The sequence below is a fragment of the Bacillus stercoris genome, from assembly GCF_029772985.1.
Taxonomy (GTDB): domain Bacteria; phylum Bacillota; class Bacilli; order Bacillales; family Bacillaceae; genus Bacillus; species Bacillus stercoris.
In genome coordinates, this window is sequence record NZ_CP121861.1 from 3,906,550 (window position 1) to 3,926,287 (window position 19,738).

Genomic DNA, 19,738 nt, shown 5'->3' on the forward strand with positions numbered 1-19,738 from the left:
TCCTCCTTTATGTGGACTTCTGTTCTGAAATAGCTGTCACTTCAATTCCTGCCGCCTTAAGCTCTTTTCTGATTTTTCGGGCAAATGTCAGCGCATGGGCTCCATCTCCATGAATGCAGACCGTATCTGCTTTTAATGACACATCATGTCCTTGTTGAGATTTGACCGCTCCTTCTTTCACCATTTTGATCACCTGAGTGACGGCTGCATCATCACTTTCAATGAGTGCGTCCGGCTGGGAGCGCGGTGTCAGTGTGCCGTCCGATTGGTATGTTCTGTCGGCGAACACTTCATTTGCGGTCTGAAGTCCGATCCGTTCTCCCGCTTTTACAAGCTCGCTCTCAGCAAGACCGAAAAGAATCAGGCCGGGATCAATCTTATAAACAGCTTTCGCGATCGCATCCGACAGTTTTTGATCGACTGCCGCCATATTGTATAAAGCACCATGCGGCTTGACGTGCTGCATGTGAAGTCCCTCTGCTTTTAGAAAGCCAGAGAGCGCGCCAATTTGATAAATGACAAGATCATACGCTTCCTCAGGTGAAATCGCCATATTGCGGCGCCCAAAACCGAGTAAATCCGGCAAACCCGGATGCGCGCCGATTTTCACGCCTCTTTCTGCTGCAAGTGCGACGGTTTTTCGCATCACACTAGGATCTCCAGCATGAAATCCGCATGCGATATTCGCTGATGTCACATACTCTAAAATATCTTGGTCAAGGCCTATCTTGTAGGCTCCGAAGCTTTCTCCTAAATCACAGTTTAAATCAATTTGAAACACAGAATCCCTCCTGCCAAAGCAAACGATATGCTTTATGTATTTATTGTCCCGAAATTCGGAACGACTATTCCGAATTTTTGAACTTTATTTCATTATAAGTCAAGCATATTAGTTTGTGAAATACTTTTGTCAGAAAACCTACCATGGTCCCAGAAGAAAACCTGCCAAACAAAAAGAGAGTCCATCTTAGGACTCTCTTTTTTATAGTACCCAATGGCGAATCGCCTTAGCGACACCATCCTCAATATTTGTATCCGTGATCCAATCAGCCGTTTCTTTCACGATGTCTTGCGCATTACCCATTGCGACGCCCAGACCCGCTTCTTTAATCATCGCGATGTCATTGAGGCTGTCGCCCATCGCCATCACATTCTCCATCGCAAAGCCGAGTTTTTCCGTAACCTTGGCAAGGGCTGCCGCTTTGTTGATGCCGAGCGCGTTGACTTCAATGTTTGTCGGACTTGAATTTGTGATTTCGAGCTCTTTGTTTTTTCTTAGCTCCTCCAGCACTTCGTTTCGGATGTCGTCATCCTCGATGTCAAAGCCGAATTTGAGCCATTCATGATCCGTAATGTTTTCCGGAAACTCGCCTCTCCATACTTTGTTCACGGTAGAAGCCCAGAAATTGGTGTTGTGTTTATTCCGCAAATCCCACATCATTTGAATATGGTCTGTATGGAGCAGCTTCCGTTCCACCAAATTAAAATTCGAGTCCCAGATTTCGCTGCCGTTTGCCGTGATTAGAAAGGATGACAGCTTCAGCGACTCCGCCAGCTCCCGGCACGTCATCAGCGTCCGGCCCGTGCTGATCACCACATACACACCTTTATCCTCCGCTTCACGAATGGCTTTGCGGTTTTCCTCCGAGATCAGCTGCTCGTCGTTCAGCAATGTTCCATCCATATCAATTGCGATCAGCTTGATATCTACATCTTCTCTTTGAATAGACATATATGTACCTCTCTTTATCTTTTTGTTGTGCTTCTCTCTATTCTAATACATTATACCCAGCGGGACAAAAAAGCGATTTCCCATGTTTGAGGTGAACGGATAAGAGGAAAACAAACGGTGAGGTGATCAAACATGAAAGAAAGAAAACAGCAAAACAAACCAAATGAAAATCCCGAGCACAACGACTTAACCGATCCAATTCCTAATGAAGAGCTGAAGGAAAATATGAATGATGAAAAACACAAACGCCAGCAAAGAGATGACTCTCAAAGCGAACGGGATTACGACACAAAATAGAACCCCTCACAAAATGTTGTGAAGGGTTTTTTTCATTTTTCAATATAGATGCCGATTTCAGCTTCAGCAACAGGCTGCTCTCCTACTGACGCCTTGGCATGTCCGAACACAAATCCCCGCCGATTTCGCGTGACTTCAAACGTAAGATCAAGCCGGTCACCAGGCACAGCCGCTCCCAGCTTTTCCGCTTTCTTCACCGAAGACAATAACCCCAAGCTGTTCTCATCTGTAATCCCTGTAAAAGCAGCGGTTTGCGCAAGTGCTTCAATCACAAGTGAAAAAGGCATTTCTGTTTGCGTCTCAGTAATAAACCAGTCGTTCTCACTAACCAGCTTATAAGCTGCCGCATGTTTTCCGGGCTCACTTTCTGTCACGCCATCAATAAATAAAAAAGGATAGCGGTGAGGCAAAGATAATGGGTTCATTGTATATCTCCTTTTTTTGACCATTATATATCAGCCTAAAGCGTAACGATAGGATATAATGGAAAAAACACAAAAGGAGGCCGTTATGTCCCCAAAACCGCTTGTCATTCTTGTCCACGAAATATACGGTGTAAACAGCCATATGAAAAAGATGGCCCGGCTGATCAACATGGCTGGATATGATGTGCTGACGCCCAACTTGCTCGGCCAGGATGAAGTCTACACACTGCTAGAGGAAAAAACAGCATACGAACAATTTACACAACATGAACGGCTGAAAACGGGAGAAACCATCATCCAGAATGTGATCAGGCAAAACGCCGGACGGCACATCTTTGTGATTGGATTCAGCGTAGGGGCTACCATCGCATGGAAATGCAGCAGTATGCCCGAGGTAAGCGGAGCTGTTTGTTATTACGGTTCCCGGATACGTGATTCTCTTCATCACGTGCCAGCCTGCCCGGTCCTATTGTTTTTCCCTTCTTATGAGCCATCGTTTGACGTAGCACTTCTGATCAAAAAACTTCGGGAGAAACAGCATGCCCATCTGAAGATTTATCAATTTGATGCGCTTCACGGCTTCGCCAATCCTGATTCTGTTTATTTCGACAGGGCCCTTTTCTTCAAAACGCTTTCCATCATAAAAAACGGGGCGGAAAAACGTCTCCGCCCTGCTTCATCATCATTTTTTTAAACGTGCACGGCGCTTTTTTATCAGTGCCGTCATACGTTCTATGTACTTTTTGCATTGCGTTTTATTTTGCCTGTCTCATCTCACCGAATGGATAAAAGACGAGAGATTCAGTACCGATGATATCTTCCTCAGAAGGCATGCCCATTCCATTTCTACTATCCAGTGAATTGAGACGGTTATCTCCCATTACAAAATATTTATCGGAAGGCACCTCAACTTCGAAGTCGCCTGTTAAGGTTCCACCCGACTCTTCGACCTCTTGTTTCTGCTCCTTTAAGTACGGTTCTTCCACCTTTTTATCATTTATGTATAGCTGATCATTCTTCATTTTGATGCTGTCACCAGGCAAACCGATTAAACGTTTGACAAAAGAGCGGCCGCTCATTTTGTCATGAATGACTATGATGTCGCCTCTATGAAACCCGCCAGTCCATTTGACTGCTTTGTCAACCAGAATTCTTTCTGAATCTTTAAGCGTTGGGGCCATCGATGAGCCTTCAACGAGAAAGGGCTTGTAAAACACCAATCTGATCGTAAAAATGAGAGCTGCAATCATAACGATACTGAGTACAACGATCCATTTGATTTTTATTTTTTTCTTTAACGTGATTGTTTTTGCATTCAACTTCCTTCACCCAGTGCTTTCCTAAGAATTCCAAATTATTATACAGCATTTGGATCAGCTTGGTTAGACTTTTGGGGAAATTTTCGTAAGCAAATGGACAGGCCGGGGCAGCCAACTTCCCCGGCCTGTTTCATCAGAGCTTTCTTAAACGCGCACAGATTTCATCAGTGACCTCAGCCGTTGTGCTTTGTCCCCCAATGTCGCGTGTTTTGATGCCGTCGGCAGTTACTTGCTCCATTACATCCAGAATGTTTGCCCCCAGTTCTTCCTCCTCGAAGTGGTCAAGCATCAGCTTCGCTGTCCAAATCTGGCCGATTGGATTGGCAAGGCCCTGTCCGGCAGTGTCAGGAGCCGAGCCGTGAACCGGTTCAAACATGGATGGATATTTGCCGGATGGATTGATGTTCGCAGAAGGCGCAATGCCGATGCTTCCCATCAGGCTCGAGCTGATGTCGGTTAAAATATCACCGAACAAGTTACTCGCCACAATAACATCAAACGTTTCCGGACGCGTCACAAAAAAAGCGGCCAGCGCATCAATATGCTGGGATGACGTTTCAATTCCGCTATACTCAGCGGCCGTCTGCTGAAAGACTTCATCCCAAAACGGCATCGCGTGATAAATGCCGTTAGACTTTGTCGCACTTGTCACATGGCCGCGCCGTTTTTTCGCCAATTCGAAGGCAAAGCGCATGACACGTTCTGTCGCTTTTCTTGTAAACACGGCATTCTGGATGGCGATTTCATCACCGCCTTTATGAATGCGCCCGCCGACTTCACTGTATTCACCCTCACTATTCTCGCGAATCACCACGAGGTCAAAATCATTTGGATGCAAAAGCGGCGACGTAATGCCCGCCATTTGTTTGGCTGGTCTCATATTAATGGAAAGCTCAAGCTCCCTCCGTATTTTCAGCAGCAGCCCCCATAACGAAATATGATCGGGAACCAGCTTCGGATTTCCGACGGCTCCCAAGAAAACGGCTTCAAATTGAGTAAGCGTATGTATTCCATCTTCAGGCATCATTTTGCCATGCTCCAAGTAGTAATCACAGCTCCATGGAAAAGCCGTGAATGAGAATGACAAACCCCCGTGCACCTCAGCCGCTGTATGAAGCACTTTTTCAGCAGCCGCTACAACCTCTTTTCCTACTCCGTCTCCCGGTATTGCCGCAATCTCGAATTGTTTCATCGTCATTCTCCTCCCCCTGTTATCGTAAGCGTTTTCTATTATACTAGATAGCGAGATTGTAAAAAAAGCCCGTGACATTGTGTCACGGGTGGTGGTTGGTTATTGATTGAGTTTCTTTAAAACAATGGCGTGCAGCGGTTCATGGGACTGAATGCCGCACACCACTTGAAGTACGCCGCTGTATCCTTTTTCTTCGATCAGCGCCTGCAGTTCAACCGCTTCAGGGTCACCGGTGAAATCGAAGCGCAGGGCTGCGGCAATTCCTTCCGCCAGTGCGTTCGGCTCTTTTATTTTCTTTGCCGGGCCTACGAGTCTATCATTCTCTCCCAATTTTCTGAGAGGCGATCTCGCTACGCGGGTCACATCGTCCGAAATGAAAGGATTTTCAAAGCGCCCGATGATTTTTTTGATATATTGTTCGTGTTCAGTTTGCTTAAAGCCATACGATTTAACGAGATAGTCACCAGTTTCAAGCAGCGCCGAATGAACGACACGGCGGATTTCCGGATGATCGATTGCTTCTTTGACTGTTTTAAGTCCGCGCTGATAGCCGACATACGCTGTCACCGCATGTCCGGTATTAACCGTAAACAGCTTCCGTTCGATGTACGGCGTTAAATCATCAACAAACAGCGCGCCGTTTATGACTGGTGTATTCCCTTTAAAGCCTGATTCATCAATGACCCATTCGAAAAATGGTTCAACCGATACTTTCAGCGGGTCTTCATGATGCTGAATCGGCACGATCCGGTCAACGGCAGAATTCGGGAAACCTACCGTTTCACTGACGGATTCCTGCTCTGCTTCCGTTAAATGGCTGTATATCTCTTTCTTTAAGAAGCTGCTTCCGCCAATCATATTTTCGCACGCAATAATATTCAGTGTGTTGGCAGCGCTTCTCCGTCTTAAACCTTCCGCGATAGATGGAGCGATCAGCTTCAGCACGTTCGGGCCGACAGCTGTTGTGATAAGCGAAGCCTCATTAATCAGCCGGTACAGCTCCTCCGGCTGGCTGCCGCTGTTAATCGCGCTGACCGGGCCAATGACCTCTGATGAACGTCCTTCTTCTGCCAGTTCGACTGTGTATTCTTTTTTTTCATTGAGGAGGCTGACCATCGTGTCGTTTACATCCGCAAACACCACATCATAGCCGGAGTGGTGAAGCAGCGCGCCGATAAACCCTCTCCCGATATTTCCCGCACCGAAATGTAAGGCGATCATGTCAGTTCACCTCGTTGAAAATGGCGATCAAATCTTCTTCACTTTTAGCGGAGATCAGGCGTTCAATGTTTTCTTCTTCTGAGCAGATAATGGCGATGTTAGACAAAATGTCTAAATGCTCATTATTTTTACCCGCAATGCCGAATACCACTTTTGCCGTGTTGCCTTCTCCGTACTCAACACCGTCTGGAATCTGAATGATTGAGATTCCAGAGTGAAGCACCTCGCTTTTCGCTTCTTCTGTGCCGTGTGGAATGGCAATGAAATTCCCCATAAACGTAGAAGACGTTTCTTCACGTTCAAACATTTTGTTAATGTAATCCTCTGTCACATAGCCGTTGTCAATCAGCGTCTGGCCCGCCAATTTGATGGCCTCTTCTTTTGATGATACCTTTTGATTGAGTTTAATATTTTCCTTTGCGAGTACTTGCATGAGTATCACTCTCTTTCTATAAGATTACTTTTTCAGCTTTTCAATCAGCTCATCGTATTTCGGGCTGTTTAAGAAGTTATCCACTGATATGTGTGTCGCGTTCGGCAGCTTTGCTTTCGCGCGGTCTGTTAAATCTTTGTGGGTGATGACAATATCCGCATCGCTTGGCAGATTGTTAATGGCCGTGTTGGTCACACTGATGTCAAGCTCTGCTTTTTTCACTTTGTTTCTTAAGATGGATGCCCCCATGGCACTTGATCCCATTCCCGCATCACACGCAAAGATTATTTTGTTTACGCTTTCAGGAGACAGCTCAGACGCTTCCTCCGCTTTGGTTTGTTCCGCCTCTAAAGCAGCGGCTGCTTGGCTTTTCTTCCCCTTCATGGACTGCATTTTTTCTGTTGCGGCAGCCAGGTCTTCTTCACTTGCTTTTGAGGATTTCAGGATCACTGCTGAAACGATGAACGATACAGCTGCAGCGACCAATACACCCGCCAATACGCCGAAATAGCCTCCTCTTGGCGTCATCGCCATCAATGCGATAATGCTTCCCGGTGACGCCGCTGCGACAAGTCCGGCATTAAAGATCGTGAATGTTAAAAGTCCGCTTGCTCCGCCGGCAATGGCTGCGAGAATCAAGGCCGGTTTCATCAAAATGTACGGGAAATAAATCTCGTGAATCCCGCCGAAGAAATGGATGATCGCCGCACCGGGAGCCGTTGATTTTGAAGATCCCTTACCGAAGAACATGTACGCCAGCAAAATGCCGAGCCCCGGTCCAGGGTTTGCTTCCACTAAAAACAAAATTGATTTTCCTGTTTGAGATGCTTGCTCGATTCCGATCGGGCTTAAGATTCCATGGTTAATGGCGTTGTTGAGGAACAACACTTTCGCCGGTTCTACAAAAACACTGGCTACCGGCAGTAAATTCGCGTGTACAATGATTTCCACACCAGCCGCCAGCAATTTGTTTAGTGTCAGGACAACCGGGCCGATGGCGTAAAACGCGAGAATCGTTAAAGCCGCGCCGACAATCCCTGCCGTAAAGTTGTTGATCAGCATTTCAAAGCCTTGTTTGACTTTATCCTTGAACAATTTATCAGTTTGTTTAATGAGGTATCCGCCAAGCGGCCCCATAATCATTGCGCCTAGAAACATTGGAATATCTGACCCGACAATCACCCCGATTGCCGCTGTCGCCCCGACGACTCCGCCGCGGTGGTCGTAAATCATTTTTCCGCCTGTATACGCTATCAAAAGCGGCAGTAAATACGTGATCATCGGGCTGACAAGCGTATTCAGCTGTTCATTTGGAAACCATCCTGCTGGAATAAACAACGCGGTAATGATGCCCCACGCGATAAACGCGCCGATGTTCGGCATGATCATTCCGCTCAAATAACTCCCAAAGCGCTGCACTTTCACTTTCATGCCGCCTTGCTGCTGTTCTTGCTGCTGCATATATAAACCCTCCCTGTTTTGTTTGTCGCTATAAAATACAAAGATATGTTTAGAGAATGATGCCTTCCCTTTGACTCTATGTTAAAACGCTTACAGCCCCTATACAATTGAAAGTAAAGAGGACTTTGGCACATGACTGTGACAATTTTTTAAAAATAAAAAGGCTCCTGATATCAGGAGCCTTTTCTTTTTCCTCTATAAATAATGTTGCCGTTTTGAATCACGTACTTTGCAATCATCCGCTCACTCACAATAAAAACGGGATACGCGCACACAAGCGCAAATACAGCCATCGGCACGTGCTGTACAGCTGGCAGCACTGAGCCTGCCGCATTGCGGAGGAGCATCAAAAGGTAAATAAGCAGCACGATAGCCGCTAATGATACCAGCATAATCGGAGCTGAAACTTTATATTCATAAAGCCGTTCCCGGCAGTGGCCGCAGCGAAATTGACAAGGCACATTTGATGATCTGACCATATCGCCTGTCAAAGGTTTGCCGCAGTTCGGGCATGGTGTTTCTTTCATAGGGTATTCCTCACTTTCTATTCCATCTGTCTATTATACCAGAGTCCCTTCTGTTACGTTTTGTTTCTGTTCAACACATTTTCACATTTTTTATCATCCACTTACTTGTCTCCGTCTCTAAAATCCTCTACGCTTAAATAGATCTTAATGAAGAGGGTGTATGCATGCTTCCGATTAATAGACAGCAACACATACTAAAGTGGCTGAAAGAAGAAGGATCGCTTAGAATTTCTGACATCAGCGCAAGGTTCGGCGTTTCGGAAATGACGGTATATAGAGATGTCAATCAGCTGGTTCAGTCAAATCAAGTCATTAAAACAGCCGGCGGTATCACGCTTCCCGTCCGAACACCTCAAACAGATCATATGTGCAGCTATTGCTTGAAGCCAGTCAATCAAGCTCATTCGGTTCAGCTGATTACGGTAAACCAAGACATTGAACAGCTATGCTGCGCACATTGTGCATTTTTGCGTTACGCCGATAAAACGGAAGAGGTTTCACACTTGATTTGCAGAGATTTTCTGTTACACACAACCGTCAGTGCCGGTTCGGCTTATTTCGTCGTAAATGCTGAATTAAACCTGCACTGCTGCCAGCCGCAGGCCATTCCGTTTGCGACGCTCGATCATGCCGAACGATTTCAAACAGGATTCGGCGGCGCCGTCCGCACTTTCGACCAAGCGCTGGAAGACATGCTCAAAGACAGAAAGAAACGCTGCACCTGCACCAAGAAATAACACAACACATACAGCGGAAGGTGGTGTCTGAGTGATGAAGCGAAACAGATGGTGGATCATCCTGCTGCTTTTTCTTGTTTTCCTGCCGAAAACAAGCTTTGCTCACGCCTATATTGTCAAATCCTCACCTGGGGAAAACAGCGAATTAAAAACCGCGCCTGCACAGGTGGAGATTGAATTTAATGAACCTGTTGAAGAAGGGTTTCATTACATTAAAGTCTATAATTCAAACGGCGACCGGGTGGATATGGACAAGACGGAAATCAAAAAAGACAACAATCACATCATGACAGCGAAGCTAAAAAAGAATCTGCCTCATGATGTGTACAGAGCGGAATGGAATGCGGTATCCGCGGACGGGCATCCGGTTTCCGGCGTCATTCCGTTCAGTATCGGGAAAGCGGATGGCGGATTCAGCAGCCAAAAAGCATCCGTTTCAGCGCTGAATCCGGGAACAGCCGCAGATCGCGCGATTCTGTATACAGCCTTATCTCTGTTTATCGGAACGGTTTTCTTCCATCTTTTCTGGTATAAAGGGAAACCAGAACAGCTCGTGAAACGGACGAGACGTATCCTGATCGTCTCGATCGCAGCATTGGGTCTGGCGCTTTTGCTTCAGCTTCCGATTCAAACAAAAGCGAACGCAGGCGGTGGCTGGGGCAGCGCATTCCAGCCGGGCTACATCAGAGAAACACTGTTTGAGACAGCAGGCGGCTCAATTTGGATTATACAGGCCGCACTGTTCGTGCTGCTCGCACTGTCTGTAATCCCTGCAATACGGAAAAACCGCTTTTCATCTTTTGGCTATTGGACTGCGCCGCTCATTTTCTTTTTCGGTCTCCTGCTTGCCAAGGCGTTTACAGGGCATGCGGCTGTCGTTGAAGAAAAAACAGTGGGCATTTTGATGGATTTCCTTCATTTATCTTCCGCTTCCATCTGGGTCGGCGGAATTGCGGCACTCGTTTTGCTGCTCTCAAAAGAATGGAGGCAGCCTGACAAAACGCTCGCATGGGAAACGGTAAGCCGGTTCTCCCCATGGGCACTCACTGCAGTCGGCGTCATTTTGTTTTCAGGCTTGCTCAATGGATTTTTCATCATTCGTTCAATGGATTCACTGTTCCATACAGCGTATGGCCAAGCACTTTTAGTGAAAAGCGGGCTGTTTGTTTTCATGCTGGTTTTAGGCGCGATTCATTTTCTTCTCACCAGAAAGCAGCGCCGCACAGGAATCAGCCGAACGTTGAAAGCGGAGTGGGCAATCGGCATTGCTGTATTGATCACAGCTGCTGTGTTTACAAGCCTGCCAAGCCCGCCTGAGCCGCAGCCGGAACCGTTCTACCAAACCAAAGCGATTGAGAACGGACAAAGCGTTTCACTCAGCATCAGCCCAAACCAGCCCGGGAAAAATGTTTTTGAGCTGCGAGTCACCGACCATAACGGAGATCCGGTGAAAAACATCCAGCAAATCACGTTAACCATTTATAAAACAGGGCTGTCAGGCAGCGAAAACAAAAGCACGTTTCAATTAAAAGAGAAAACAAAAGGCGTCTTCCAGGATGAAAACCTGTCCATTAATGAGAAGGGAAACTGGAAGATCAAAGTCCACGGACTGACCGGTGACTTTAACGAAATCAATATCATGTTTACAAAGACCAATTAAAGGAGTGTTTACGTTGTTGAAAAAAATCGCATTGACACTATGTCCGGCTATTGTCGGCTCTCTCTTATTCTTTACGGCTCCTGCCAGCGCGCATGTTTCTGTAAAACCGGCTGAATCTGCTGCAGGCTCTTGGGAAACGTATACAATGAAGGTTCCTTCCGAGAAAAATCAACCGACAACGAAGGTTGTCCTCAAAATGCCGAAGGATGTTGAATTCCAGCAGTACGAGCCAATTCCAGGCTGGAAGGTTTCCACCCAAAAACATGATGACAAATCAGTGTCCGTGACGTGGGAAGCGACTGGCGGCGGTATTCAGGAAGGACAGTTCCAGCAGTTTACCTTTGTTGCAAAAAACCCTGACAAAGCGGAGGAAGCCGCTTGGGACGCATATCAATATTATAAGGACGGCAGCATTGTTGAATGGACAGGTGACGAGAATGCCGATACACCTCACTCCATTACAAAGATCACTTCTGCAAAACAAGTGACAGATGAGCACGGCGCCACGAAAACAGAAGATGATTCTGAAAACGCAGGTTCTTCAGCTCTAGACATTACAGCGATTGTGCTGTCCGCGGCTGCCATTATTTTATCTGTAGCAGCGCTTGTTAAGAAAAAACGCGCCTAATAAAGAAAGCGATCCAGATGTGATGTCTGGGTCGCTTTTTTTGTTTAACCGCGTCCTGCCTGGAATGAAGGATATTGTGTCATACCGCCGTCCGCGAATAACGTGATGCCTGTGACGTAGCTGGCTTCCTTCGAAGCAAGCCAGGCTGCTACTGCGGCGATCTCCTCCGGTTCGCCGATATATCCCATTGGAATCATGCTTTCTACATCAGCTTTCTGTTTAGGGTCAGCGAATTTTTCAGCATTGATTGGTGTGTTGATCGCGCCTGGCCCAATATTATTGACGCGAATGCCCTTCGGCGCGTATTCCAACGCTAATGTTTCTGTCATCAGCTTTATCCCGCCTTTACTTGCCGCATAGTGGACAAATAACGGCCAAGGAATCACTTCGTGCACACTGGACATGTTAATGACATTTCCCTTGATATCGTTTTCTACGAAGTACTTAATCGCTTCACGGCTTCCTAAAAAGGCACCCGTTAAGTTCGTGCCGATGACTTTTTCCCAATCCTTAAGCGGCATTTCGTGAGACGGCACAGGATTTTCAAGACCGGCATTATTAATCATAATATCGAGTGTGCCGAACTCTTTAATTGCCGTTTGCACGATATTTTTTACATCTTCCTCTTTCGTGACATCTCCTTGGACGACAACAGCTTCACCGCCCGCCTTGATGACCTCTTCTTTTACCTCGTTTGGATCCTGTTTATTACTATAGTAGTTGATAACCACTTTTGCCTGCTCTTTGCCGAAGCGGATGGCCATTGCCTTTCCAAGCCCTGATGCAGCTCCTGTAATAGCAACGACTTTTCCTTTTAAATCCGGATACATATACATCTTCCTCCATTTGTTATGAATTTGATTTCGCGATACCCAAGAAGACGGCGGCCGCAATAATCAGGATAATCCCGATTGCAATTGCTATTAGCTGACGTTTCGTTTTCTTTTCACGCAGGATGAAAATACCCCCGAGCGTAGAAATGACAATTCCCATTTGTGAAAGGGAGAAGCTCGTTGCAACGCCAACTCGCGGCTGAGAAATAAACAAAAACATATTTCCGCCTGCCCAGATTAAGCCTGGGAGAATATTTCTGATTGCATACTTGTTAAAGGGTTTGTGTCTATAGGTTAAAACTAACCCCCCGACCACCATGCCAATTGCCTGCGGCAGCAGCGCGGACCAGCCGGACACATTGAACAATCTAGCTACGACTACATAAACCAAATAACCAAGAGTCGAGACGAGGAGAATCAAAATGCCCTTTTTCAAATTGCTTGGCTCGCCTTCTTTTTTATCATTCTTATCTTCCAAGGACGTGAGAATGATTCCCACAATGATAAAGATCAAAGCGAGAACGCCGAGCGTAATCGCAATCGGTGTTGACCATTCGCGGAACACGATCACACCGAACAGCGAGGTGGAAACGAGCTGCATTCCTGTGGAAATCGGCATTGTTTTAGATACGCCCATCAATTGAATGCTTTTCAGCTGGTTGGCCTGTCCAAGTGACCAAAATAAGCCGGATACGATTCCAACAATAAAGATGCGAAGTGACAGAACGGGCTGAACAAAAAAGTAAATCACGATAGAAACAATGAGCGCCCCGATCGTCGTTCCCAGTGTCTGGCTGTACGGCCCGCCGCCTAATTTCACATTGAAGAGAACAATGCTCCCCCAAAACAAAGCTGGGAGAAGAGCCAATAATAAATCCATTGTTGGGGAACCTTCTTTCAAAATGTATTTGCTGTTATTTTGGCTGGAATTGTTGTGATTATTCGCCTAAAGAAACATTTTTTAACCATCTTTAACAATCGAATCAAAATCCCAAGAACAAGCTGCAGTAATAATTTATTTTCAAAAAAATATTTAAATAATAATAATTTCAGTTCACTTTAAATAGTTAGTCTATGGTAAAAAACTTAACAAGACAAACAACAAATCAGCGTTTAAGTATATTACATGAAAAATAATGAAATATATTGTAAATCTATCCGTCTGATGTTATGATACCTTTCAGAAGAAATAGTTACCATTTCCATATATAAGATTGAAAAGAGGCTTGTTATAGAATGATAAGTATCTCCTTAGTTTTTCGTTTACTCCTGGCAAATATATTTATAAGTACGAGTTTTTCAAAAATAATGAAGTTCACAAATTTTAAAAAAACAGTTTTTTCCTTTACTAAAATTAATAATTCACGAATCATTTTAACTTTTTCTATATTTGTCATTGCTGCAGAGTTAGTTTTATCATTATTATTATTTTTTCAATCGACGCGATGGATTGGAGCACTTGGAATATCAATTCTGTTGTTAGTATTTACATTATTAATTTCATTTAATTTAAAGAAAAAAAACATTATAAAATGTAGTTGTGGAGGAATTCTTGGAAGCAGTTTTATTGGAAAAAAAACCATTCTCAGAAATTTGAGCTTACTGCTCTTATCTTCCGCTATACTAATTATTCCCACCAAAACAAATACAGTAAATGTATACTATTTCATATTACTAGAACTAGGAATCTTTTTTTTATTTACAGGTTTTATTATCGCTCGGAATATTCATAATTTATTAGATGAAAAGTGGGATTTAAATGCAGATTGATCTGATTTTCAACCTTATAATAATGCTTTTATTAATTATAATTTTGTATTTGATGTGGAAGATAACTAATCTATTGCAAAAGAATGAAACTGGGTTATCAATTAAGAAAAAAATAGAACTTCATGAGGTAACAGATCAAGGAATTAAAAAAGGCGATATTATTCCTGAATTTACGATTATTGATCCTGTAAATTACAAAGAAACTGCAATCCCTTCAAATACCTTACAAGGTGGTTTTCTTTTATTTACAGCAGTCGGCTGTGGTGAATGTCAAAAGTTGCTGGAGGACCTTTCTATTTATAACTTAAGAAACATGAATGAAAATATAGTTGTATTATCATTTATGCCTCCAGAAGCTAATGTTATTCCTGACAAAGATAGAAATAGACATTTTAGTGTGATCGAAGAATTGCCAGGAATAACTCACTATATTAGCTCTGTTGATACACTTGAACAATTGAAATTCAATCAATTTCCATTAATTATGGCTATCGATTATGAAGGTCGATCGTTAGGTACGTATCATGGTAATATTGATGTCTTACGTGATTTATCAACTTGGAATAAAATGTGAGTATCATGAAAGGGGGTGAATACAATGGCATGTAAAACAAAAAATAGATGTGTTTATAACTTCTCAAAATGTAACCATCTTGTAGGTTATTCATATTACCGTTATACTGAGGTTTGGGGTTGCAAAAAGGGTGAATCTGTAATCGTTGCAATGCCTAAATGCTCAGCTAAACCTTGTATCAAAGCATAAATAAAAAAGAAAGACTTTTAAAGTCTTTCTTTTTTATTTAATTTCACTTATTAATTCCACTTTAACAAATTTAAACTATTAGTTCGTTTTGAAGAGGTTAAAAATGTTTAGAAAAGTTTTTAAAATTATTAAAATTTACTTTCATATATCAAAACTTAGTTTGATTATTCTCCTTTTGTTTTCTGTTATGCTTTCTATACTCCCTATCTATTCACTTACAGTTACTGAGGAGATAGGCAATAACATTTCAAATTCGACTGATTTTTCAAAGATTATCTGGTTATTGATTTTTCAAGCAATCTTATATATTAGCATTCAGATACTTTCTTTGATCAATAGCATCATCGAAAATAATTTAGACTACAAATTCACGTACCATTTTGAATTAAAATTAATTAATAAAGTAGGTAAGATTAAGACTTCCACTTTAGATAATTCCACAATATATAATGATATCCTACAAGTTTCCCAAGTAATCCCTTTGATGGGGACTCGTTTATTAATTGATATTATAGAGCTATTTAAAGGTATTTTATCCATAACTGGATTAATTGTAATCCTTAAGAATTTGCACTGGTCGATCGTTACTTTATTAGTAATTATCAGCGTCATTAATTTTCTTATGTCAAGGTTGTATAATAAAGAAGAACTAGCCATTTTGAATAAAACTAGTGAAATAAAAAGAAAAAAAGATACAATTTGGGATCTGTTAAAAAACAGAGAATCAGTTGTTCAAATAAAAATGTTTCAAGTTGGCGTTTATTTAATAAACAAGTGGAGTAAATATTACTGGAAAGCAGTAAATCCTGAACGAAGGCTTAACAATAAACGAGAATTTCTAGTTCAAATTTTAATGATTGGTACTCAAATTTTGCAATTGGTTATTCTAATCATTTTCATTATTTCCAATTGGCCTAATATACCAATTGGAACATTTATGTTGCTAATTCAAGCAATATCACAATTCCAAGGCTTTTCTCATCAGATAGTCGGTTCTTTAACAAACTTGCATCAAACTATAATTTACCTTCCTCTATATTTCAATATATTAAATAAGGAAGAGGAAGAATCGACTGGCACTAAGAAAATTAATTTCGATAAATTAGAACATAGTATTCGTGTAAAAGATTTAAGTTTTAGATACTCTAACTCAGAATCCTACTCTTTAAAAAATGTCAATTTAGAAATATTAAAAGGTGAAAAAGTTGCAGTTGTTGGGTTTAATGGGTCTGGCAAAACCACTTTAATTAAATGTTTAATAGGGCTATATGATAATTATGATGGAAGTATATATTATGACAGTAGAGAAATACAAGAATATAATCAAGACACGATACGAAAAGAAATAGGCTGGTTAGCTCAGGACTTTATAGAATATCCATATTCTCTAGAGGAAAATGTATATTTAGGTAATATGAGAAAAATTGATCCTGATTTAACTTATTCTTTAGAAAAAAGCTTAGTTAATGAATTTGCAAAAAAATTACCGTTAAAACTAAAAACGGTGCTTGATCCTTCTTTTGAAGAGGGAATTGATTTATCTGGTGGGCAATGGCAAAAAGTTGCTTTAGCTAGATTATACTATCGGGATTCTAATATAATGGTTATGGATGAACCCACATCCGCAATAGACCCCATATCAGAAAATAAAATTTATAAGAATTTGTTTAAAGAAGACAAAGATAAAACCATTATTATACTTACTCATCGTTTAAATGTATGTACTTTAGTTGACAAAGTAATAGTTATGAAAGATGGTAAAATAACTGACATTGGATCACATAAAGAGCTAATCAAATCAAGTTCATACTACAATAAGTTGTATACATCTCAAACTCAAGATGGATATCTTAAGTTATGACATTCAACTTCTGTTGTCTTAGAAGCATCATTTGAATAAAAATTCTTTACGTGAAAATAATTTAAACAAAAGCCTTTGAATTTACGGGACTGATCCCATAAGATGAGACAAATAAAAACACCTTCAAGTTTGGATACGGATGATTGTTATCCAAAATTAGACTTGGAGGTGTTTTTTCTATGGGGACAAGAGTGAGTTATCCGGTTGAAGTGAAACAGAAGGCTGTAGAAATGAGATTGGCAGGCTTGCCTATGAAAGAGATCATGCAGGAGTTGAATATCAAAAATAATACGTAGATTAAGACATGGTCAGATGGTATAAGGCTGGTGATAAACATCGATTTGAACAGCCTGTTGGTAAGCAATACACTTACGGTAAAGGTTCGGAGTATTCTTCCGAATTAGAGAAACTGCAGGAAGAGATTCGTTAACTGAGACAACAGAATGAAGTTTTAAAAAAGTACAACGAATTAAAAAGGAAGTTGATAGCGAAACGTCAGTCGAACTTGTAGAAGTATTGCACAGCACAATGACCGTGCAGGATGTCTGTATTCATTTAGGTATCTTACGTGCGTCTTATTATCGTTAGAAGAAGAATCTGACGAAAGATCATCCCAAGCGCCATTTGGAAAAACAAAACGGCACGTTGTGCGAACAGCACAAGTATCGATATGGATATCGGAAAATCACAGCCATATTAAAAAAAGGGAATGCGTATCAACCATAAAACGGTTCAACGTATTATGCAGGAAAATCAGTGGCAGTGCCGGGTTAAGGTGAAAAAGCATAAGAAGAATGGGTAGTCCATATGCCGTGATCGATAATATATTGGATCGGAATTTTCAGTCTGATCGTCCTCTAGAAAAACTAGTAACGGACATCACGTATTTGCCTTGGACAGAAATAATTGCACCTTTCCAATATATTGGATTTATACAATGGAGAAGTGATTGCTTTTACGATTGGAGATAAACAGGACACAGATTTTGTTCTAAACACACTTGATCAGTTGCCAACACTGCCTGTGAACTGCGTTTACATAGTGACCAAGGATCTGTGTATACATCTTAAGAGTATCAGAAAGCTGTTAAAACAAAAGGCATTACCATGAGCATGTCCCGCAAAGGGATGCCCACTGATAATGCCACCATTGAATCGTTTCATTCCCCATTAAAGTTTAAAACGTTCTATCTGAACAGCATTGGTCGTACTACGACCGACATCGTAGAACGCACCGTCAAAGAATACATTCATTAATATAACAACACTCGTATTCAAATGAAACTAAACAGCCAATCACCGATAAACATCGGCAGTTGGCTGTATAAAAGGTGTTGTGATCCCTGTCTCAAAAACGGGGGTCAGTCCCTTACGACAAAGGTTTTTTGTTTTCGCTTTTCATTCGCATTTTCATAACATATTAAGTTTTACAAACCGATGGACAAATATTTTGTTTCAAGGTACGGCTCGATGCCTTCCGAACCGCCTTCACGGCCGATGCCGCTTTCTTTCATTCCGCCGAATGGCGCTTGAACCGCTGACGGTCCGCCGTCATTCCAGCCGATAATGCCATACTCTAGATTCTCGGAAATATAGATGCCGCGGCGGTAGTTTTCTGTGAAGAAGTAAGCAGCCAAGCCATACGGTGTATCGTTGGCAAGCTGAATCGCTTCATCAATATCAGAAAACGTGACGATCGGGGCGACCGGGCCGAATGTTTCCTCATGCATGATGTTCATGGACGTATCGACATCGATGAGCACTGTCGGATTCACAAAGTAGCACCCTTTGTCATCGTTTCGGTCATATGTGCCCCCAGCAATAACCTTCGCGCCTTTTTCAACCGCATCATCTATTTGGCTGACGATTTTTTCGAAGCCTCGTTTGTTGATGATCGGGCCGACATTGACGCCTTCTTCAAGTCCATTTCCGACTTTCAGCTTAGACACTTGCTCGCTCAGTTTCGCAGCAAATTCATCTTTGATGGATTCATGAACGATCAGGCGGTTGGCACATACGCATGTTTGCCCGGCGTTCCGGTATTTGGACGCCATCGCCTGTTCAACGGCAAGGTCAATGTCCGCATCTTCATCTACGATCAGCGGGGCGTGTCCGCCGAGTTCCATTGAAACGTGTTTCACAGTGTCCGCGCTGTTTTTCATGAGGATTTTCCCTACTGGTGTTGATCCTGTGAACGTGATTTTGCGGATTTTCGGACTGCTTGTGAACACATTTCCGATTTCTTCTCCATCGCCGATCACAACCTGAAGAACATCCTTCGGAATACCCGCTTCATATGCGAGGCGCGCAAGCTCATAAGCAGACAGCGGTGTGTCCGGCGCCGGCTTGATGATAAATGTACAGCCCGCAGCAAGAGCAGGCGCCGCTTTGCGTGTAATCATCGCATTCGGAAAATTCCAAGGCGTGATAGCAGCAACGGGACCGACAGGCTGGCGTGTGACCACAATTCGTTTACCCGTTGTCGGAGCGGGGACCGTTCTTCCGTACACACGCTTCGCTTCCTCTGCGAACCATTCGATATAGCCTGCGCCGTATAATACCTCTCCGACTGCTTCCTGATAGGGTTTTCCGTTTTCCTTTGTAATTAAATCTGCAAGTTCTTCTTTATGTTCAACAATCAGCTCATACCATTTTTTCAAAAGAGACGCTCTTTCGTTCGCTGATGTTTTAGACCACGTTTTAAACGCTTGATGTGAACGTTCAATGGCTTCTTCTACTTCTTTGGCTGATTGCTGAGGGATCGTTTTGATCTCCTCGCCCGTAGCCGGGTTGTAGACCGTTAATTGATTAGGCATATTGAACATTCCTTTCTTTTCATGATTACTTAAAATGATAGCAGACCCAGCCGTTTTCTTTCCA

At 42.8% G+C, this 19,738-nt stretch carries 20 protein-coding genes and 1 pseudogene; 9 read left to right on the forward strand and 12 right to left on the reverse strand.

The features are described from left to right. Nucleotides 1-7: 7 nt before the first annotated feature. Complete coding sequence (pxpA, locus tag QA442_RS20255) at nucleotides 8-781, reverse strand: 5-oxoprolinase subunit PpxA (RefSeq protein ID WP_071578357.1); 774 nt, start codon at nucleotides 779-781, stop codon at nucleotides 8-10. 201 nt (nucleotides 782-982) lie between these two features. After that, complete coding sequence (locus QA442_RS20260; RefSeq protein WP_095431756.1) at nucleotides 983-1,732, reverse strand: Cof-type HAD-IIB family hydrolase; 750 nt, start codon at nucleotides 1,730-1,732, stop codon at nucleotides 983-985. Nucleotides 1,733-1,864: 132 nt separating this feature from the next. On the opposite strand from QA442_RS20260, the gene QA442_RS20265 reads away from it, so the two are divergent. After that, nucleotides 1,865-2,029: a hypothetical protein gene (locus QA442_RS20265; RefSeq protein ID WP_014662796.1), complete on the forward strand. Its 165-nt coding sequence runs from the start codon at nucleotides 1,865-1,867 to the stop codon at nucleotides 2,027-2,029. A 32-nt stretch (nucleotides 2,030-2,061) separates the two neighbouring features. On the opposite strand, the gene QA442_RS20270 is transcribed toward QA442_RS20265, so the two are convergent. Then, complete coding sequence (locus tag QA442_RS20270) at nucleotides 2,062-2,454, reverse strand: 3-hydroxyacyl-ACP dehydratase FabZ family protein (protein ID WP_095431757.1); 393 nt, start codon at nucleotides 2,452-2,454, stop codon at nucleotides 2,062-2,064. Nucleotides 2,455-2,539: 85 nt separating this feature from the next. Between QA442_RS20270 and QA442_RS20275 the strand changes: the two genes are divergently transcribed. Beyond that, nucleotides 2,540-3,148, forward strand: coding sequence for a dienelactone hydrolase family protein (locus tag QA442_RS20275; RefSeq protein ID WP_095431758.1), 609 nt, complete (start codon nucleotides 2,540-2,542; stop codon nucleotides 3,146-3,148). A gap of 61 nt (nucleotides 3,149-3,209) precedes the next feature. On the opposite strand, the gene sipU is transcribed toward QA442_RS20275, so the two are convergent. The 6 genes from sipU to QA442_RS20305 form a co-directional block, all read right to left on the reverse strand. After that, a complete protein-coding gene (gene sipU, locus QA442_RS20280) occupies nucleotides 3,210-3,773 on the reverse strand; it encodes a signal peptidase I sipU (RefSeq protein ID WP_071581038.1) in 564 nt (187 codons plus the stop codon). A gap of 133 nt (nucleotides 3,774-3,906) precedes the next feature. After that, nucleotides 3,907-4,971 (reverse strand): tartrate dehydrogenase, encoded by a 1,065-nt coding sequence (locus QA442_RS20285; protein WP_095431759.1) that lies wholly within the window; start codon nucleotides 4,969-4,971, stop codon nucleotides 3,907-3,909. A 93-nt stretch (nucleotides 4,972-5,064) separates the two neighbouring features. After that, nucleotides 5,065-6,186, reverse strand: a complete 1,122-nt coding sequence (locus QA442_RS20290) for a mannitol-1-phosphate 5-dehydrogenase (protein WP_095431760.1) — start codon at nucleotides 6,184-6,186, stop codon at nucleotides 5,065-5,067. A 1-nt stretch (nucleotide 6,187) separates the two neighbouring features. Beyond that, entirely contained in the window at nucleotides 6,188-6,619 is a 432-nt protein-coding gene (locus tag QA442_RS20295; protein ID WP_095431761.1) for a PTS mannitol transporter subunit IIA, read from the reverse strand. A 24-nt stretch (nucleotides 6,620-6,643) separates the two neighbouring features. After that, nucleotides 6,644-8,080: a PTS mannitol transporter subunit IIBC gene (locus tag QA442_RS20300; RefSeq protein WP_095431762.1), complete on the reverse strand. Its 1,437-nt coding sequence runs from the start codon at nucleotides 8,078-8,080 to the stop codon at nucleotides 6,644-6,646. 173 nt (nucleotides 8,081-8,253) lie between these two features. Continuing rightward, nucleotides 8,254-8,607, reverse strand: coding sequence for a hypothetical protein (locus QA442_RS20305; RefSeq protein ID WP_003246726.1), 354 nt, complete (start codon nucleotides 8,605-8,607; stop codon nucleotides 8,254-8,256). Between the two features lie 164 nt (nucleotides 8,608-8,771). On the opposite strand from QA442_RS20305, the gene cutR reads away from it, so the two are divergent. The 3 genes from cutR to QA442_RS20320 are packed head-to-tail and all read left to right on the forward strand — an operon-like array spanning nucleotide 8,772 to nucleotide 11,632. Next, a complete protein-coding gene (gene cutR, locus QA442_RS20310) occupies nucleotides 8,772-9,344 on the forward strand; it encodes a copper uptake transcriptional regulator CutR (protein WP_095431763.1) in 573 nt (190 codons plus the stop codon). Between the two features lie 34 nt (nucleotides 9,345-9,378). Further along, nucleotides 9,379-11,004, forward strand: a complete 1,626-nt coding sequence (gene ycnJ / locus QA442_RS20315; protein ID WP_095431764.1) for a copper transporter YcnJ — start codon at nucleotides 9,379-9,381, stop codon at nucleotides 11,002-11,004. A gap of 13 nt (nucleotides 11,005-11,017) precedes the next feature. Then, nucleotides 11,018-11,632 (forward strand): YcnI family copper-binding membrane protein, encoded by a 615-nt coding sequence (locus QA442_RS20320; RefSeq protein ID WP_095431765.1) that lies wholly within the window; start codon nucleotides 11,018-11,020, stop codon nucleotides 11,630-11,632. A gap of 44 nt (nucleotides 11,633-11,676) precedes the next feature. Here QA442_RS20320 and gdh read toward each other — a convergent pair whose 3' ends face one another. Beyond that, a complete protein-coding gene (gene gdh, locus QA442_RS20325; RefSeq protein ID WP_095431766.1) occupies nucleotides 11,677-12,462 on the reverse strand; it encodes a glucose 1-dehydrogenase in 786 nt (261 codons plus the stop codon). Nucleotides 12,463-12,481: 19 nt separating this feature from the next. Beyond that, complete coding sequence (gene glcU / locus QA442_RS20330; RefSeq protein WP_014662784.1) at nucleotides 12,482-13,345, reverse strand: glucose uptake protein GlcU; 864 nt, start codon at nucleotides 13,343-13,345, stop codon at nucleotides 12,482-12,484. Nucleotides 13,346-13,701: 356 nt separating this feature from the next. Here glcU and QA442_RS22285 point away from each other — a divergent pair, with 356 nt between their 5' ends. From QA442_RS22285 to QA442_RS20345, 4 genes and pseudogenes are all read left to right on the forward strand, one after another. Continuing rightward, nucleotides 13,702-14,235, forward strand: a complete 534-nt coding sequence (locus QA442_RS22285; RefSeq protein ID WP_095431767.1) for a MauE/DoxX family redox-associated membrane protein — start codon at nucleotides 13,702-13,704, stop codon at nucleotides 14,233-14,235. Then, on the forward strand, nucleotides 14,225-14,809 hold the full coding sequence (locus QA442_RS20335; protein ID WP_095431768.1) for a hypothetical protein: 585 nt from the start codon (nucleotides 14,225-14,227) through the stop codon (nucleotides 14,807-14,809). The genes QA442_RS22285 and QA442_RS20335 overlap by 11 nt, the downstream gene beginning before the upstream one ends. A gap of 292 nt (nucleotides 14,810-15,101) precedes the next feature. Continuing rightward, nucleotides 15,102-16,859 carry an ATP-binding cassette domain-containing protein gene (locus QA442_RS20340; RefSeq protein ID WP_095432782.1) on the forward strand — a complete coding sequence of 586 codons (1,758 nt, stop codon included), beginning with the start codon at nucleotides 15,102-15,104 and terminating at the stop codon, nucleotides 16,857-16,859. Between the two features lie 179 nt (nucleotides 16,860-17,038). After that, nucleotides 17,039-18,186 (forward strand): annotated as a pseudogene (locus tag QA442_RS20345) (IS3 family transposase). A gap of 99 nt (nucleotides 18,187-18,285) precedes the next feature. On the opposite strand, the gene gabD reads toward QA442_RS20345, so the two are convergent. Further along, a complete protein-coding gene (gene gabD, locus QA442_RS20350; RefSeq protein WP_095432783.1) occupies nucleotides 18,286-19,674 on the reverse strand; it encodes a succinate-semialdehyde dehydrogenase in 1,389 nt (462 codons plus the stop codon). Nucleotides 19,675-19,738 lie beyond the last annotated feature (64 nt).